Origin of the sequence: Rhodococcus sp. Eu-32, assembly GCF_003336925.1 — a bacterium.
Taxonomy (GTDB): Bacteria; Actinomycetota; Actinomycetes; order Mycobacteriales; family Mycobacteriaceae; genus Rhodococcoides; species Rhodococcoides kyotonensis_B.
The window spans coordinates 1-17,391 of the sequence record NZ_QGNK01000009.1 but is presented as its reverse complement, the minus strand read 5'-3'; the positions used below and the strand labels follow the sequence as shown (position 1 = coordinate 17,391).

The window sequence follows — 17,391 nt, the reverse complement described above, 5'->3', positions numbered from 1 at the left end:
GATGTGGATTGGCTACTCGACCCCTTCGCTGTCTCGTTCGTGCAGCGCGCCCTGTGGGCAGGCATGCTCGTATCGATCTTGTGTGCGTTGGTGGGAACCTGGGTCGTGTTGCGCGGCATGGCTTTTCTCAGCGACGCGGTATCGCACGGCATGCTGCCGGGCGTCGCGATCGCGTACCTGATGAGTGCGAACCTGCTGATCGGCGCGGCAGTGAGTGCCGTCGTCATGATCGGAGGAGTGGCGTGGGTGTCGCGACACTCGCGGCTGTCGGAGGACACGGGCATCGGCTTGCTATTCGTCGGCATGCTCGCGCTCGGGGTCGTGATCGTGTCGAGGGCAAGATCCTTTGCGGTGGACCTGACGTCGTTCCTGTTCGGTGATGTCCTGTCGGCGACATACGCGGACCTGGTGTTTCTCGCGGTTGCGGCCCTGGTTGCGCTGGTGGTGTCGGTCGTCGCCTACCGGCCGTTCGTGGCGCTGGTGTTCGACGAGCGGAAGGCCCAGACGTTCGGATTCCGACCGCGGTTGGCGCATGTGGTGCTGCTGGCGTTGGTGGTGCTGGCAGTGGTTGCGTCGTTCCGGATCGTTGGGACGTTGCTGGTCTTCGGGCTGTTGGTGGCACCGTCGGCGACTGCGTACTTGTTCGGGCGGTCGATCGTGCCGTCGATGATCCTGGCCACGTTGTTCGGATGGTCGGCTGTAGTCGTGGGGCTCCTCGTGTCGTGGCACGCCAACACCGCCGCGGGCGCCACGATCGCAGGGTTGGCAGTGCTGCAGTTCTTCCTGGTCGCGGGGGTGCGGGCGGTAGGTGGTGCGCGGGGGTCGGGTGGTGCGCGGGGCTCGGGTGGTGCGCGGGCGCTGGGTGGTGACCGAATGCCGGGTGGTGACCGAATGTCACAGACGGTCACTCTGAGTGACTGAGGGGCGCCTTCGCTAGTACGTGGGCGCGAGCTGAGCGAGGGACGCATTCGGTCACTCAGAGTGACTGAGGGGCGCCCTCGGTCCGAACCGGACCGCCGGCCGAGCTGAGCGAATGACGCATTCGGTCACTCTGAGTGAGCGAAGGTCGCCCTCGGTCGAACCGGGACACCCACATGGTTTACCGTAATGACAATCGTTGTCATATCTGTCTGGAGATTCTGTGCGGAAAATTGTTCTGGCTGTCGGCGTCGTGGCGCTGACGGTTGCTGGGTGCAGTAGTGAAGAGCCGACCGAACCGGTTGCCGAGGAGACCGGAACCGCGCGAGCCGGTAGCGACTTGGCTGCGGAAGCTGGGTCGACCGAGGTCGAGGGTGCCGAGCCGCGACTCGTGGTAGCCGACGCCGACTCCGGTCGCATCGATGTGCTCGACCTCGCGACGGAGGAATCGCTGCATTCGTTCGACGTCGAGGACGCGTCGCGCATCACGACGATCAACGGACGCTACGTCGTCGCGACGGACGAGAAGAAGGCGTCGGTGCTCGATCCGGGATCGTGGACCATCGAACATGGCGACCACTCGCACTCGTACATCAAGGATCCCGTCGAGATCGGCACCCTGGACGGGGACGAACCTGCCCACGTCATCGCCGGTGATCGGAAGGTGTCGGTGTTCTTCGACGGCTCGGGCACGGCGGATGTCGTCGACTTCGACTCGTTGAGCAAGGGTGAGTCCGCAGTTGCGACGACCATCGAAAGCGCGCCGCATCACGGCATCGCTGTCCCGCTGTCGGACCACTTCGTCGTGTCGACGGGCGGAACCGAGGAGGAGTTGCCGAACGGCCTCGAATTGCGCGACGGCTCCGGCGAACTCGTGAGAGCGCTCGAGGGGACCTGCCCCGAGATGCACGGCGAGGCGGTGTTCTCGAACTACTTCGTCGTCGCATGTGACGACGGCATTCTGAAGGTCGACGCGACGGCCGACTTCGCGACGACCAAGTTCCCGTACCCGCCGAACGCCGAGCGTGCCTGGTCCGTGGAACATGGGTCGCGTGGCGCGCTCGTCGCCGCACCCACGGCGACGGGCGTCCTCGTCCTCGACACCCGCTCGGGCCAGTGGGTCGAGGCCCGGACCGCGGACGAGGCTGTGGCGTCGGGGATGTCGAGCGATGGCAAGACGGTGCTGTCGCTGCAGACCGACGGCACTTTCCGGACGTTCGATGCGGTGACCGGGGCGGAACTGTCGTCGACGCCGGTGCTGGCGGGGCCCGTCGGCGAGGACGACTCGCCGGCGATCGTCGTCGCCGGAACCCGTGCGTACGTGTCGGATCCGGCTGCGAACGCCGTCGTCGAGATCGACTACCGTGACGGTGGGCGCGTCGCGCGCACGTTCGACTTCGAGTACTCGCCCGGTTCGATCGGAGTCGTCGGCGCATGAAAAAGCTGATGCTGCTGGCACTTCCGCTGCTGGCTGTTCTCGCGGGCTGTTCCGATGCCGGGGCGTCGGGCAAACCGACGATCGTGGTGACCACGAACATTCTGGGCGATATCACGTCGAATATCGTCGGGGACCAGGCCGACGTCATGGTGCTGATGCCGCCGAACTCGGATCCGCACTCGTTCGAGATCTCCGCCGCCGAGGCGGCACGCGTCGAATCTGCGGACTTGATGATCGTGAACGGACTCGGCCTGGAGGAAGGCGTCGCGAAGACCATCGATGCGGCGCGCTCGGAAGGCATCGAGGTCGTCGAGGCGGGACCAGCTGCGGATCCCATCCAGTACGTGACGGGCCAGTCGACCGGTGCCGAGGATCCGCACATCTGGACCGACCCCGAGCGCATGCGCAGCGTCGTGACGTTGATTCGTGACGCAGTGAACGCCAACGTCGACGGCGTGAATGTCGATGCGGCAGCGGCGGATTACGATGCGAAGCTCGTCGAACTCGACGCCTTGATGGCCGAGAGGTTCGACGCCATTGCGCCGGACAGTCGAAAGTTGGTGACCAATCATCATGTGTTCGGGTATCTCGCGGATCGGTACGGATTCGAGGTGATCGGTGCGGTCATTCCGAGCGGCACGACATTGGCGTCGCCGAGTGCGTCGGACCTGTCGGAGCTGGCGGGGACGGTACGGGACGCCGGTGTGCGGACCATCTTCGTCGATTCGTCGCAGCCCGACAGATTGGCGCAGGTGATGGCGTCGGAAGCGGGGATCGAGATCGGCGTCGTGAAGCTGTTCACGGAATCCCTCGGTGACGAGAATTCCGAAGCGCCTACCTATCTGGAGATGATGGATTTCAATTCCGCGGCGATTGCGGAGGGGTTGGTTCGCTGACGTGCTCGTGCGCGTGAATGTACAGCCCGCTGTACATTCACGCGCACGGGGCGTGCAGCGCCAATTCCGTTGCAACACATGCATTTGTACGCACTACACCCTTTGACATGCGTTTACGAAGCCCTGTACTTCTGATGCCATGACAATTCGCTCATCTCGTACACTCGGCGCAGCTGTGGCGCTGGGTACCTCGGCGGCCCTGTTGGCCGCGTGCTCGTCGGAATCGACTTCCGATGCCTCCGCTGAAACAACCACTGCCGCAGCGCAATCGAACTCGGCGGCAACGCCTCGCATCGCCACCAGCTACGACGGCGGCGTCCTGATCCTCGACGCGAAGACGCTCGAGACCGTCGAGGACATCTCCGGCATCGACGGCTTCACCCGGCTCAACCCCGCAGGCGACGGACGACACGTGTTCGTCAGTGGCTCAGGCGCTTTCACCGCGCTCGACGCGGGAACATGGACCGAGGGCTCGGAGTACTACACGTCGACTCCAGCGCTCACCGACTTGAAGTTCGACGCCACCACGCCGGGTCACGTCGTCCGTCACGACGGCAAGACCGTGCTGTTCGACGACGGCACCGGCAACGTGGACGTCTTCGAGTCTGCGGCGCTGCTCGAAGGTTCCAAGCCGGACTCGGAGCGCTACACGACGCCCGAGGCGCATCACGGTGTCGCCGTAGAGCTTTCGGACGGCTCGCTGCTGACGACGATCGGCAACGAGGACGAGCGCACCGGGATCGTCGTGCTCGACGCCGACCGCAAGGAAATCGTCCGCAACGAAGAGTGCCCCGGTGTCCACGGTGAGGCAGTCGCGGCGAACGAGACGGTCGTCGTCGGCTGCGAGGACGGTCTGCTGATCTACCGCGACGGCGTAATCACGAAGGTCCAGAGCCCCGACGCCTACGGACGCATCGGAAACCAGGCGGGCGACGAAGACTCGCCGGTCCTGCTCGGTGACTACAAGGTCGACCCCGACGCCGAACTCGAGCGCCCGACCCGCGTTTCGCTCACCGACACCGCCTCCGGCGAACTCACCCTCGTCGACCTCGGCACCAGCTACACCTTCCGCTCGCTCGGACGTGGACCGGCGGGGGAGGCGATCGTTCTCGGAACCGACGGCGCGCTGCACGTCATCGACGTCAACACCAAGGCGGTTACGAAGACCATCCCCGTCGTCGATGCCTGGGAAGAGCCGATCAAGTGGCAGGAGCCGCGTCCGGCGCTGTTCGTCCAGGACGGCACCGCGTACGTCTCCGAGCCCGCGACGAACGAGATTCACGCCGTCGACCTCGCCGCCGGCACCGTCGCCGTGACCGGACAGCTCGATCACACACCCAACGAGCTGACCGGCGTCACCGGGTAGTGCGCTGACGCGCCCGTGCGTGGTTGGTTGGCCCAGGGGCCAACCGACCACGCACGGGTGGCGAAGCCGCCCGACCTCTTCCCTCGGCATCAATGTGTGTGTAACCTCAGTTACCAGCAATGGTGCTTGTTTTCGGGTCCAAGGCCCGTGAGCACGGCAAACGCGCAATCGGGATGAGGTGCACAGCTCATGGTTACGGTTACCCGCCAGACGGGACGCACGACTCGACTGCCGGTCGAGACCTACCGAGAGATGCTCGACGTACTGTCCGAGGGGTCGGTGCGTCGCAACTTCGATCCGTATCTGGACATCGACTGGGACAGCGACGAGTTTCAGATGACGTCGGACGACCCGCGGTGGGTGCTGCCGGAGTATCACCCGCTCGGCGGGACGTCGTGGTATCGGAGTCTGTCGATCGATCGGCAGATCGAAGTCGGACACCACATTCAGATCAACTCGGTGAAGGTCGGGTCTGCGTTCGAGAGCATCCTGATCCGCGGAATGATGCAGTTCATCATGAAGATGCCGAACAACTCACTCGAGTTTCGGTATTGCCTCCACGAAATCACCGAGGAGTGCAACCACATTCAGATGTTCCAGGAGTTGGTGAACCGCTCCGGCGCCGATGTGCCCGGCATGCGTACCGATTTCCGACTGGCGTCGCCCACGATGGGAATGCTGGGCGCAGCGTTCCCCGTCGTGTTCTTCATCGGCATCCTGGCAGGGGAGGAGCCGATCGATCACTGGCAGAAGTCGGTCATCCGCCAGGGTGCGGACGTCCCACCGGCGATGCTGCGCACCATGGAGATTCACATCGCGGAAGAGGCGCGGCACATCTCGTTCGCGCATCACTTCCTGCGCCAGCACTACCCGAACCTCGGGCGGTTCAACAAGTGGCTCGTCGCGGTGTCGACGCCGATCATCATGCGCTGGCTCGCCGGCGTCATCATGGCGCCGCCGCGAAAGTTGGCGCGAGACTTGGGCATTCCGCGCGCCGTCGTGAAGGAAGCGTACTGGGACGGACCGGTCGGCAGCGAGCAGTTGCAGTCGTACTTCGGTGACGTTCGCATGCTCGTCGACGACATCGGAATGACCAACCGGATCGCCAGGTATCTGTGGAAGAAGCTGCGTATCGACGGCCAGATCTCCCGGTTCCGCGGTGAGCCGGACAGGTCGGTGCACGACTGAGCCACGAGCCTGCGGGACCGAGTCGGTGATGCAGGCCGTGAGTGGGAATGTATAGCCCGCTATACATTCCCACTCACGGGGCGCGGAGCGCCACCACCCGCCGCGCCTGACGCGCAACTGCCTCGTCGATCAGGAAGCCGCGGGAGTCGACGGCGACACCCGTTGTCGCTAGCGCTTCCAGAACGGCGTACGCATCCTGAACCTCGTCGACCGTCGGCACGAAAACCTTTCGTGACGCCGCCACCTGCGCCGGATGGATGCAGGCCCGCCCTACGAATCCGAGCCCGGCGAGTTTTCGGGTGTCGGATTCGAACTCGTCCAGGTCACGGAAGTTCCGCGACACCGCAGCCAGTGGCGGTTCGATGCCGGCCGCGACGGACGCCGCGACGACCTGACTGCGTGCGAACAGCAACGAATCGTGCGAACCGTCCACGCCCAGGTCGGCCGCCAGATCCACCTCGCCGATCTGCAGGAACCTGATGCGCGGCGCCCTGGCAATGGCCAACGCCTCGAACACTCCAGCTGCGGTTTCGATCATGGCCGAGATGGCCGCCTCAGGGCACACCGCGTCCAGGACGTCGGCCACCCGCGCGACCTCCGCCGCCGACCCGACCTTCGGCAACCACACACCGGTCAATCGGGGATCGGCGACGGCCCGAACGTCGTCCAGATCGCCGGGATTGACGCGAACCCAGACCTCGACGTCGCCGGGCATGCACTGCGCCACCCACTGCGCGACGGTGCGTCGCGCAGTCTCTTTGTCGGCCAGCGCAACCGCGTCCTCGAGATCGAGTACGACGGCGTCGGCCCCCGACGCGAGCGCCTTGTCGAACCGTTCGGGCATGGTGCCCGGTACGTAGAGGTAGGTCAGCGCACCGCTCACCCGATGACTCCACTACCGGCGACGAGGGACTTCGCGATGACCGTCCGCATGATGTCGTTGGTGCCCTCACCGATGGCCATCAGCGGTGCGTCACGGTACAGACGTTCGACGACGAACTCCGTCGAATAGCCGTAGCCGCCGTGAATGCGCATCGCTTCGAGGCTTGCGGTGATCGCAGTCTCCGACGCGAAGTACTTCGCCATTCCGGCTTCCATGTCGACGCGCTTGCCCGAATCGGCCTGCGACGCAGCCCAGTACGTCATCAAGCGTGCGGCCTGCAATTGGGTGGCGATGTCCGCGATCTTCAGCTGGATGGCCTGAAAGTCGGCGATGGGCTGACCGAATGCGGTGCGCTCGCGGGCGTACTGCAGGGCCGCGTCGTAGGCCGCCTGCGCGATTCCGACGCTACGGCCGGCGATGTTCAGGCGTCCGATCTCGAGTCCCGAGAGCGCCTGCTGCAGACCACGGCCCTCGACGCCACCGAGGAGAGCGTCGACCGGAACGCAGACGTTGTCGAGCAGGATCTCGCAGGACTCGGTGCCCTTGTAGCCGAGCTTGCCCATGTCGCGCTGCACTTCGAAGCCGTCGGTGCTCGTGTCGATCAGCAGCAGGCTCATGCCCTTGTGCGGGGGAGTCGCGGTCGGATCGGTCTTCACGAGCACGGGCAGTACGTTCGCGTGGCGAGCGTTGGTGATCCACGTCTTCGCACCGTTGACGATGTAATGGTCGCCGTCGCGCTTGGCGGTGGTCTTGATGCCCTGCAGGTCGGTTCCGGCGCCGGGTTCGGTCAGGCCGACGCCGGTACGCCATTCACCGGTTGCCAACTTGGGCAACAGGTTCTGCTTCTGCTCGTCGGTGCCGTGCTTGTTGATCATCCAGCACGACAGGTTGTGGCTACCGACGATTCCTGCAATGCCCATCCAGCCACGCGCCAACTCTTCGTACACGAGCGTGAACGACACCTTGTCGAGGTCGATGCCGCCGTACTCTTCGGGTGTGGTGATGCCGAACAGACCCATGGCCTTCATGTGGTCGACGATCTCGGTGGGATAGCGGCCGCTCTTCTCCCACTCGTTCGCGACAGGGACGATCTCCTTGTCGACGAAGTGGCGCAGAGCTTTACGGAATTCGAGCTGATCTTCGGTGTAGGTGAAATCCACGGGAGATGTCCTATCGGGAAATGTCGGCGGCCAGGTCCAGCACCGCGGTGAGGTCGGGTTCGTCGGCCAGGCCGAAGATCCGGTCGGCCAATTCCTGTGCGCGAGAGTGCGAACCGCAGTTCGCGTCGAACTTGTTCCGCAGTGCGTCGTCGTCGAGCGGGAATGCAGCGCTGCCGCGGCTACCGTCGACGCGGCCTTCGAGGATGCGGCCGTCGTCGAGAGTGATCAGTGCCCGCCCGGGTGCGGACGCGGCAGGCCCGTCGTACATCATGTCGCCCACGCGCACCTTGCGCGCGGTCTGCAAGATCTTCTCGCGTGCAATCGATTCGGGAGTGTACGTCTCGACTGTGACGGCGCCGTCGTGCAGCAGTGCGGCGACGGACCACGGCAAGTCGAACTTGCCGTCGTATGTGCTGCGCGGTGCGGCGACTCCGGCGTTGGGGCCGCAGACGATGTGCTTCGAATCGGGGTGGACGAACACCTCGATGTCGGCGACCTCGTCGGCAGACGGTCCGGCAGCTTTCACGGCGTCGAGCGTCACGTGCATCAGCTGGCAGCTGGGATACGGCTTGATGCCGATGCGCGTGGCCTCCCAGGTGCTGCCGAGGTCGTTCGTCAGAACCGTCAGATCCGCGGGGCGGTCCGAGAGTGCGGCGTACAGTCCGCGCTTGCCCTCCAGTACCGACGCAGGTCCGCTGGCGCCCGCCGCAGCGAGCCGTGCAGCGAGAATGCCGTTGAAGCTCGCCGATCCCGGATGCAGGGACTTGGTGTCTGCGTCGCTGTCGAGGAACTCGAGCAGACCGGCGCTCGACGAGCCCGCGATACCCAACGCGTGCACCAGAACCGACGACTCGAAGCCCATCAAGCGTCCGGCGACGAGTGCCGACGACAACGTTCCGACGACGCCCGATGCGTGCATTCCACGCGCATGGAAGCCGTGCGGACTGACGGCGCCGAGGCGGCAGGCGGTTTCGAGACCGAGAGCGAAGGCGGTCAGGATCTCTGCCCCCGTCGCTCCCGTCTCCTGCCCGACAGCGAATGCCGCAGGTAGCGACACCACGGTCGGATGAACGAGGGCACCGGCGTGGGTGTCGTCGAAATCGAGGGCGTGTATCAGCACGGCCGTCGCCATGGCCGCGGCGGGTGCGGAGAGACCCGCCGAGCCGGTCAACGGCCGAGCTTCGCCTGGGCCGCCGAGAGCATTCGCGACGGCCCATCCCGCGGTGCCGCTGCCGAATCGTGCTGCAGCAATGGCATTTCCGACGCCGTCGAGCATGTGCCGCGCAGCTGCGTGCCGGACGTCGTCGGGCAGATCGCCGACGCCCACTGCCCACTCGGCAAGGTCACGCGACGTCATACCCGGACACCGGCTTTCCCGAATGCACCTGCGGCATCGAGTTCGGCGACGCGGTCGGCGTCGTACCCGAGGGAGTCGAGGACTTGCTGGAAGTGCTCGTTGCGTTGCGGTGCCCGACGGTACTCCGGCTTCTCGGCTCCGAAGTTCACCGGCGAGGCGACCTGGCGGATGGTGTCGTACACCGGGTGGGAGGTCTCGACGATGAGATCCCTTGCGAGCGTGTGAGGTTCGTTCAGTGCCTGCTCGATGTTGTTGACCGGACCGGACGGAACTCCCGCCGGACGCAGCAGCGACAACCAGTGTTCGACGGTGTCGGTCACGAAGACTTCTTCGAGGATCGGGAGAAGCTCACCCTGGTTGGTCCCGCGCAGTGCGAACGACGTGAAACGCGGGTCCTCGCCGAGCTCGGGCCGCCCGATGGCGACGACGAGGCGTTCCCAGAACTTCTCCTTCGCGCAGCCGACGATGAGCCAGCCGTCACTCGCTTCGAACGCCTGGAACGGAACCAGCGACGGGTGCGCCGAGTTCTTCGTCCGTACCGGCTCGAACCCCGCGTTCAGGTGCCACGTCGCCGGGTAGGTGAGCAGCGACATCGCCGTGTCGTAGAGCGAGACGTCGCAGTCGCCGCCGACGCCGTCGCGTCGCGCAGCATGAAGACCGGACAGCAGACTGATCGCCGCGACGAAGCCTCCCGAGTAGTCGACGAGCGACAGACCCGACTTGGTGGGCGGGCCGTCGGGATCGCCGGTGACGTCCATCCAACCGGCAAGTCCCTGCAGAATGTAGTCGTAGCCAGGCTCTTTCGCGCGCGGACCGGTCATGCCGAAGCCGGTCAGGCTGCAGCACACGATCGCGGGATTGAGGTGCTTCAGGTCGTCGTACGTGATTCCGATCTTCTTCGGAACGTCGCCGCGCAGGTTCGAGTAGACCGCGTCGGCGCCGCGCACGAGATCCTCGAACACGGCGCGACCTGCAGGCGTCGAGAGATCGAGCGACAGGCTGCGCTTGTTGCGGTTGAAGGTCTCGAAGAACAGCGAATCCTCACCCTGGTTGTACGGGGGCACGTAGCGCCCGACGTCGCCGCCGACGTTCGGGTCTTCGATCTTGATGACGTCCGCACCGAGATCGGCGAGGTGGACGCTGCCGAACGGGCCTGCGCCGTACTGCTCGAGCGAGATGATGCGGACGTCTTCGAGTGGCCTCATGATTCGGTGCCTTTCGTCTCCGGCAGCTGCAGCGGGCCGTTCTTGGCCTGGGGGAAGTAGTTCTGGCCGATGCCGCTCTCGCGCGTCGCGACCATGACGGAGCGCTTCCACGAAATGACCTCCACGCCATCCTGATTCAGGCCGCGGGTGATCATCGAGACGATTCCCGAGTACGGCCGCGACTCGGACTTGCGCAGTCCGGTGCACAGGCTCTCGGCGTAGATGGTGTCACCGGCGTAGACCGGATGCGACATCTTGATGTCGGTGAACGCGAGGTTCGAGATCGCGTTCTGACTCATGTCGAGTACCGAAATACCCAGCACCACAGCAACAGTCAGACCCGAGTTGACGATGACGCGTCCCTCAGTGATCGGGTTCTGCGCCGCGAGGTGGGCGTTGAAATGATTCTGGTTGGTGTTCATCGACAGCAGCGTGACCCACGTGTTGTCGGTTTCGGAGATCGTCCGTCCCAGGGGGTGTTGGTACACGTCACCCACGACGTAATCCTCGAAGAAGCGCCCTAGAACGGCCGGATGGGTTGCCACCGTGTCTCCTCAGGTTGGTTCGGCGAATGCCTTCCACTGAACCATAAACATCTGATGTTTAGGGTGTCAAGGGTCACTATCGCCGCAGAACCGCGGAGAAACTGGGCGAAAAGAGCAGATATTTACTCGGCGCGTAGTCGATCCATCTGCCGGTACGAGTCGCCGAGGTGGTCGAGGTGCTTGCGCATCAAATCCATCGCGCTCATCGAATCGCCCGCGACGACGACGTCGAGAATCGCGCGGTGGTCGTGATCGACGCACTGCCAGAACCCGTCGGGCGCATGATCGCGCCCGAAACGACTGGACAGGACACGAAACACCGGTGCCGTGATGAGCTCGAGCAGGGGATTCTGGGCGGCACGCAGCAGGACGAGGTGGAACTCCTGGTTCTGCTTGTACGTTTCCGGGCCCTGCGCACCCGAGGGGTCGAACATGGCCGCATGCAGCTGTTCGAGATGTTCGTCCGTGCGACGGAACGCTGCGATACCCGCTGCCGGGACCTCCATGAGGTTGCGGACTTCCATGAGCTGGTCGACGGTGACCGCCTCGGCGGCAGCCATCAGCGCGACGCCCGTCTCGAGGTGAGCGCTGATGTGCCCCACGCTCGGTTCGGCGACGAAGCTGCCGCCGGTGACGCCACGCGTCGTGAGAATGAGGTTCTGGCTGGCCAGCGACCGTAGGGCTTCACGAATCGTGCTGCGGCCGACGCCGAATTCGGCGCTCAACTCGGCGTCGCCGGGAAGTCGGGCGCCGGGTTGGAGTTCGCCGGACAGGATTCGCTCGCGCAGGCGCGCGGCCAGAACGGCGTATGCCGGGCCGCTCTTCGGCGCCACGTCGGCGGTCGTATCGGTCACGTCGCGATCCTTTTCGTGCAGGGGTCGGTGCGGGCACGAGCCTATCCCGAGTGATGCGATTCGTCCTGAACATCAGCGCCGTTTAATCATCCGCCTTTTGAACGCGCACGGTGTCTGGATCGGACCTTTCGGGCGACGAAACCGAGTTTTCATGATCGAAACATCTGAGGTATTGCTTTCCGATCGGGCGACAGGCACTATGACACCAGTCACCTTCGCACGGTGAACCCGACACTTTTCGGGGTCGACGCATTGCACGTCAGCCCCTCCGCTCCACCGCGAGCGCCGGCAGAAATGGAACCTAGGATGAAACGAATCGGAGTCGACGTCGGCGGTACGTTCACCGACCTCGTGCTGTGGGACGACGACGGCACCGTGGTGGTCCACAAGACACCGTCGACCAATCACGATCCGTCGATCGGAACCATGGACGGCATTCAGGTTCTCGCCGAGCGCGCCGGAATCGACCCGTCCGAGATCGACATGTTCTTCCACGGCACCACCGTCGCGACGAACATCGTGCTCGAGCACAACGGCTGCGACGTCGGCATGATCACCACCGAAGGGTTCCGCGACCTCCTGCACATCGCGCGTAAGAAGCGTCCGCTCAATTACTCGAACTACCAGGACCTGCCGTGGCAGAAGTGGCAGCTCGTGCCGCGCCGCAACCGTCGGGTCGTGCCCGAACGCATCGACGCCGCGGGCAACGTCCTGACGCCGCTCGACGAGGACGCCGTCCGCGAGCAGGTGCGCCTGCTGAAAGAACGTGGCGTGCAGGCGATTGCCGTCGCATTCCTGCATTCGTACCGCAATCCGACGCACGAGCGCCGCGTCAAGGAGATCATTCTCGAGGAGTTCCCCGAGGTCTTCATCTCGCTCTCCAGTGAAGTCGCGCCGCAATACCGTGAGTACGAACGCTTTTCGACGGCCGCGTTGAATGCATTCATCGGCCCGAAGACGTCGAAGTACATCGAGAACCTGGCGGGCAAGGCAAGTGCTGCCCAGGTCGGCGAGGACGTGCACCTGATGACGTCGGCCGGTGGCCTCGTCACCTCGCGGAGTGCCAGCGAGATTCCCGTGTCGCTGCTCACCAGTGGCGTCATCGCCGGCCTGCTCGGTGGCTGCGCCATCGGCAAGGCATCCGGATTCCCGAGCGTCATCACACTCGACGTGGGTGGCACGTCGGCCGACGTCGGTGTCGCACCCGACGGTGCGCTGCGTATGAAGCACCTGCTCGACACCCGTATCGGCGACTACCACGCGATGGTGCCGATGGCCGAGGTCGACACGATCGGCGCGGGCGGCGGCTCGATCGCCGTCGTCGACGACGGTGGCATGTTCCGCGTCGGCCCGCGGTCTGCAGGTGCCGTTCCCGGGCCCGCCTGCTACAACCGCGGAGGCACCGAGCCGACGTCGACCGACGCGATGGTCATGATGGGCTGGCTGCGGGAGAACAGCTTCCTGTCCGGCACCATGGAGGTCAAGCCGGAACTGGCGCGTGAAGCAATCCAGACCCACATCGCCGACAAGCTCGAGACCCCGGTCGACGAGGCCGCGATGGGCATCTTCAAGATCCTCGCGCACTCGATGACCGAGGCCATCAGCCTGCACTCCGTGCGCAAAGGCTATGACCCACGCGACTTCTCGCTGATCGCCGAGGGCGGCGCCGGACCGCTGTTCGCATGGCAGATCGCCGACCAGCTCGGCATTCCGCGCGTTATCGTTCCCGGCCACCCGGGCATCACGTCGGCAGTCGGCCTGTTGACCACCGACATTCGCTACGAAATGCCCACCACGGTGTGGACGTCGTCGGCCGACCCGAACGTCGAGCTGATCTCCGAGCAGATCGACCGCCTGTCGAAGCAGGCCATCGCGCAGCTCGAAGCGGACGGTGTTGCCCCCGAGGACATCTCGCTCGAACGCAGCGTCGACTGCCGCTACGTCGGACAGGGCTACGAGCTTCGCGTGTCCGCACCCGACGGTGAAATCGACGACGTCTGGGTCAAGACGACCGCCGAGGCATTCCACGAGGCGCACGGCCGCACGTACTCGCAGCGGTTCGACGACAAGCCGGTGCAGCTGATCAACGTGCGCGTCACGGGTGTCGGCGCTGTCCCGCACGTCCGCATCGCCGAGATCGAGAAGGGCGGCGACGACGCGTCGGCCGCGATCAAGACCACGACGCAGGCACTGTTCTGGGCGAGCGAAACCGCGAAGCCGGAGTGGGTCGAGACCCCCGTCTACGAACGCGCACAGTTGCTCGCGGGCAACAAGATCGACGGTCCTGCCATCGTCGAACAGTTCGACTCCACCACCATCATCGGCATGAACCAGCACGCATACGTCGACGCTGTCGGCCACATCATCATCGAGAGGAAGCCCGCATGAGCAAGGCGCTGATGCCCAAGACCGGTGTATCGCTCGCGGGCGAAGCCACGCGCACGTGGAACGACGTCGAGGTCGATCCGATCACGTTGCGCGTCATCGGTGGTGCACTCCAGTCGATGGCCAAGGAGATGGCCCAGGTTCTCTATCGCATGGCGTACTCGAGCCTCATTCGCGAGTCCGAGGACCTCGGCGCAGGCATCTTCGACGTCAACGGCCGCGAACTGTGCGAGTCGGATTCCACTCCCATGCACTGTGGTTCGATTCCCGCCTACATCCGCGGTGTGAACCGTCGACTCGCGGGGACGTACAAGCCCGGCGACGTGATTCTGCACAACCACCCGTACCACGGTGCGGCACACTCGCCCGACTACGGCGTCATCATCCCTATCTTCTGGCAGGGTGAGCACATCGGATTCGCCGGCTGCACCGGCCACGTGTCCGACGTCGGCGGTAACTTCCCCGGCCTGTGCATGGACGTCGTCGACGTCTGGGCCGAGGGCAAGCTGATGGACTCGATGAAGATCTACGAGGCCGGAGTCCGCAACGACTACCTCATCCAGCACATCCTCGACAACGTCCGCACGCCCGAGCAGAACCGCGGTGACCTCGAAGCCCTCATCGCCTGCTCGCGCATCGGCGAGAAGCGCTTCACCGAACTGCTCGAGAAGTACGGCCTCGACACCGTCATGAGCGCAGGCGAGCGGTGGATGGACTACTCGGAGAACATGCTGCGCACCAAGATTCGGGAGATTCCCGACGGCAGTTACTCCGCGCCCATCGGTTACCTCGACGACGACGGCAAGAACCGCGGTGAGCCGTTGGCTGTGGCCGTGCGTGTTCAGGTGGAGGGCGAGGACATCCTCATCGACCTCACCGGATCCAACAGCCAGGTGCCGACGGCGTTCAACGTGCCGTTCGAGGGCTCGGTGCTCCCGGTCGCCGTGTCGGCGATCCGCACGATCCTGCTCGACGAGGACATCACCGAAGAATTCGTTCCGCAGAACGACGGCTGCTTCCGCCCGGTCAAGGCCTACGCACCGGAAGGCACGATCTTCAACCCGGACTTCCCGGCGTCGTGCTTCGCTCGGTTCTCACAGGTCAACCGCGTGTTCGACTCGATCAACCTGGCGCTGGCTCCGGTGCTGCCGGATCACTCCGTCGCCGGTTCCTCGGCTGCGCTGTGCGCCATCGCGTATTCGGGCATCGCGCCGGACGGCGAGTCGTACTGGGTGTACATCGAGATCAACGAGGGCTCGTATGGTGGCCGCAACGGCAAGGACGGCATGGACGCCGTCGACGCGCTGATGGCCAACACCCGTAACAACCCCATCGAGGAGCTCGAGCTCAACCACGCGATGCGGGCTCTGCGGTACGAGCTGCGTGACGAGCCGCCCGCTCCCGGTCAGTGGCGCGGCGGCATCGGTAGCGTGCGCAAGTGGCTCATGGAGACCGACACGTTCCTCGGATCCGAGGCCGACAACCGTTCCGACGCACCCGCCGGTGCGCTCGGCGGTCACGACGGTGTATCCGGCTCGTTCACGCGCAACGCGGGAACGGATCGCGAGGAAGTGTTGTACTCCAAGGTCACTCAGGAAACGATCAAGGCAGGCGACACGCTGGAAATCAAGCTGCCGTCCGGCGGTGGCTTCGGTGATCCGTTCAAGCGTGACCCGTTCCAGGTGCTCAGCGACGTCTGGGACGAGTACCTGACGGCCGAGGATGCACGACGCGACTACGGTGTCGTCGTGGATACCGAGAAGTGGGTCGTCGACGAGGACGCGACGGCGGGTCTGCGCGCAGGGAGCGCGGCCTGACCGATCTCGGCGCGGTCATCACCTGGTGTGACCGCGCCGGGCGTTCTTCGGGGCCGTTGGCGGGCATGCGCATCGGCGTCAAGGACAACATCGATGTTCAGGGCGTCGTATCGACCTGTGGGTCACGGTTTTTCGAAGACAATGTCGCGTCGGCGGATGCGGACGTCGTCACCCGGTTGATCGGGGCCGGTGCGCGAATCACAGGCAAGCTCAACATGGCGGAATTCGCCGTCGGCGTGACGTCGCAGAACACGGCCGGGCCGGTGCCGCGAAACCCGTGGGATCTCGCTCGGGTGCCGGGTGGGTCGAGCGGCGGTTCGGGATCGGCCGTCGCCGCAGGGCTCGTCGACGCGTCCCTCGGCACCGATACCGGTGGGTCCGTGCGGCTTCCGGCGTCGGCGTGCGGTGTCACGGGCCTGCGTCCGACGTGGGGTGCGATCAGCAACGACGGCGTCTATCCCGTCAGCGAGGATTTCGACACCGTCGGGCCGATGGCGCGCACCGTCGACGACGTGGCGCGGCTGTTCTCGGTGCTGTCGACCTCGTCGGACCTCGGAGGGACGGCGCGTCGGATCGGCGTTCCGACGGTGTTCATCACCGACGACGTCGATCCGGCGATTTCCGACGCGGTCTCCGCTGCTGCGCGTGAGTTGGCGGCTCTCGGTTACTCGCTCGTGCCGATCGAGGTGCCGGGTGCGGCGTCGGCGCAGGACATCGTCTACACGCTGATCTACTCGGATCTCGCTGCCCGCCATCGGGAGCGTCTCGAGACGTCGCCCGAGTTGTTCCAACCGGCGACGTTGGAGCGAATTTCGTTGGGGCTGAGGATTACCGAAGAACAGCGGTTGGCGGCTCTGCGGGGCCGTGACGAGTACCGCGCCGGACTGGCAGGGTTGTTCTCGGACGTCGACGTCGTGTTGACGCCGACGATGCCGGTGGACGTGCCGCTGATCGACGGCGGCAGTGGAGTGATCGAGCAGTCGCGGCGGATGGGGCAGTTCAGCTATCCGTGGTCGTTGCACGACGGCCCGACGCTGGCCCTGCCCGTCGGGTTCCATCCGTCGTCGGGCATGCCCATCGGTGCGCAGTTGACCGCTGCGGCGCACCGCGAGGGCATGTTGTTCGAGGTGGGTTCGCGGTTTCAGGCGGCTACGCCGCACGTGCGTGCGAATGTAGGCGGTCTCAAGCGGTCATCGCAACGAGCGTCTTGTCGTATGCCTTCAGAGGAGTATCCCATCCGAGGGTCCTACGAGGACGGTTGTTGAGTAGGTCCTCGACCTCGGCGAGCCGTTCCGGGGAGTGAACGGACAGATCGGTGCCTTTGGGAAAGTACTGACGAAGCAGTCCGTTGGTGTTCTCGTTGGTGCCACGTTGCCACG

14 protein-coding genes and 1 pseudogene are annotated in these 17,391 nt (G+C 65.0%); 8 read left to right on the top strand and 7 right to left on the bottom strand.

What is annotated here, in order from left to right:
- The first annotated feature begins 3 nt into the window (after positions 1-3).
- From aztB to DK926_RS12675, 5 genes are all read left to right on the top strand, one after another.
- Positions 4-921 (top strand): zinc ABC transporter permease AztB, encoded by a 918-nt coding sequence (aztB, locus tag DK926_RS12695; RefSeq protein WP_243636779.1) that lies wholly within the window; start codon positions 4-6, stop codon positions 919-921.
- Between the two features lie 220 nt (positions 922-1,141).
- Entirely contained in the window at positions 1,142-2,356 is a 1,215-nt protein-coding gene (locus DK926_RS12690; protein ID WP_243636778.1) for a hypothetical protein, read from the top strand.
- Entirely contained in the window at positions 2,353-3,252 is a 900-nt protein-coding gene (gene aztC / locus DK926_RS12685) for a zinc ABC transporter substrate-binding protein AztC (RefSeq protein WP_114330695.1), read from the top strand. The genes DK926_RS12690 and aztC overlap by 4 nt, the downstream gene beginning before the upstream one ends.
- A 139-nt stretch (positions 3,253-3,391) precedes the next feature.
- Positions 3,392-4,618, top strand: coding sequence for a zinc metallochaperone AztD (gene aztD, locus DK926_RS12680; protein ID WP_114330694.1), 1,227 nt, complete (start codon positions 3,392-3,394; stop codon positions 4,616-4,618).
- A gap of 189 nt (positions 4,619-4,807) precedes the next feature.
- Positions 4,808-5,806, top strand: a complete 999-nt coding sequence (locus tag DK926_RS12675; protein WP_207890808.1) for a diiron oxygenase — start codon at positions 4,808-4,810, stop codon at positions 5,804-5,806.
- Positions 5,807-5,879: 73 nt separating this feature from the next.
- On the opposite strand, the gene DK926_RS12670 is transcribed toward DK926_RS12675, so the two are convergent.
- The 6 genes from DK926_RS12670 to DK926_RS12645 form a co-directional block, all read right to left on the bottom strand.
- Positions 5,880-6,689: a CoA ester lyase gene (locus DK926_RS12670; protein WP_114330692.1), complete on the bottom strand. Its 810-nt coding sequence runs from the start codon at positions 6,687-6,689 to the stop codon at positions 5,880-5,882.
- Positions 6,686-7,849: an acyl-CoA dehydrogenase family protein gene (locus DK926_RS12665; RefSeq protein ID WP_114330691.1), complete on the bottom strand. Its 1,164-nt coding sequence runs from the start codon at positions 7,847-7,849 to the stop codon at positions 6,686-6,688. Before DK926_RS12665 ends, DK926_RS12670 begins: the two co-directional genes overlap by 4 nt.
- Before the next feature lie 10 nt (positions 7,850-7,859).
- Positions 7,860-9,206, bottom strand: a complete 1,347-nt coding sequence (locus DK926_RS12660) for an MmgE/PrpD family protein (protein WP_114330690.1) — start codon at positions 9,204-9,206, stop codon at positions 7,860-7,862.
- Entirely contained in the window at positions 9,203-10,411 is a 1,209-nt protein-coding gene (locus DK926_RS12655; RefSeq protein ID WP_114330689.1) for a CoA transferase, read from the bottom strand. The genes DK926_RS12660 and DK926_RS12655 overlap by 4 nt, the downstream gene beginning before the upstream one ends.
- Positions 10,408-10,956: a MaoC family dehydratase gene (locus DK926_RS12650; RefSeq protein WP_068430530.1), complete on the bottom strand. Its 549-nt coding sequence runs from the start codon at positions 10,954-10,956 to the stop codon at positions 10,408-10,410. The genes DK926_RS12655 and DK926_RS12650 overlap by 4 nt, the downstream gene beginning before the upstream one ends.
- A gap of 122 nt (positions 10,957-11,078) precedes the next feature.
- Entirely contained in the window at positions 11,079-11,810 is a 732-nt protein-coding gene (locus DK926_RS12645) for an FCD domain-containing protein (protein WP_174551487.1), read from the bottom strand.
- 306 nt (positions 11,811-12,116) lie between these two features.
- Between DK926_RS12645 and DK926_RS12640 the strand changes: the two genes are divergently transcribed.
- The 3 genes from DK926_RS12640 to DK926_RS12630 are packed head-to-tail and all read left to right on the top strand — an operon-like array spanning position 12,117 to position 17,277.
- A complete protein-coding gene (locus DK926_RS12640) occupies positions 12,117-14,198 on the top strand; it encodes a hydantoinase/oxoprolinase family protein (protein WP_114330688.1) in 2,082 nt (693 codons plus the stop codon).
- Positions 14,195-16,012 carry a hydantoinase B/oxoprolinase family protein gene (locus DK926_RS12635; RefSeq protein WP_114330687.1) on the top strand — a complete coding sequence of 606 codons (1,818 nt, stop codon included), beginning with the start codon at positions 14,195-14,197 and terminating at the stop codon, positions 16,010-16,012. The genes DK926_RS12640 and DK926_RS12635 overlap by 4 nt, the downstream gene beginning before the upstream one ends.
- A complete protein-coding gene (locus DK926_RS12630) occupies positions 15,958-17,277 on the top strand; it encodes an amidase (protein ID WP_243636777.1) in 1,320 nt (439 codons plus the stop codon). Before DK926_RS12635 ends, DK926_RS12630 begins: the two co-directional genes overlap by 55 nt.
- Here DK926_RS12630 and DK926_RS12625 read toward each other — a convergent pair.
- Positions 17,195-17,391, bottom strand: a pseudogene (locus DK926_RS12625) (IS30 family transposase); the annotation flags it as partial. The gene DK926_RS12630 and the pseudogene DK926_RS12625 sit on opposite strands and share 83 nt — an antisense overlap.

Excerpts from the sequence above, each read along its gene's own strand:
- aztC (WP_114330695.1), top strand. The coding sequence starts at position 2,353 with ATGAAAAAGCTGATGCTGCTGGCACTTCCGCTGCTGGCTGTTCTCGCG.
- aztD (WP_114330694.1), top strand. The coding sequence starts at position 3,392 with ATGACAATTCGCTCATCTCGTACACTCGGCGCAGCTGTGGCGCTGGGT.
- DK926_RS12675 (WP_207890808.1), top strand. The coding sequence starts at position 4,808 with ATGGTTACGGTTACCCGCCAGACGGGACGCACGACTCGACTGCCGGTC.
- DK926_RS12660 (WP_114330690.1), bottom strand. The coding sequence starts at position 9,206 with ATGACGTCGCGTGACCTTGCCGAGTGGGCAGTGGGCGTCGGCGATCTG.
- DK926_RS12655 (WP_114330689.1), bottom strand. The coding sequence starts at position 10,411 with ATGAGGCCACTCGAAGACGTCCGCATCATCTCGCTCGAGCAGTACGGC.
- DK926_RS12640 (WP_114330688.1), top strand. The coding sequence starts at position 12,117 with ATGAAACGAATCGGAGTCGACGTCGGCGGTACGTTCACCGACCTCGTG.
- DK926_RS12635 (WP_114330687.1), top strand. The coding sequence starts at position 14,195 with ATGAGCAAGGCGCTGATGCCCAAGACCGGTGTATCGCTCGCGGGCGAA.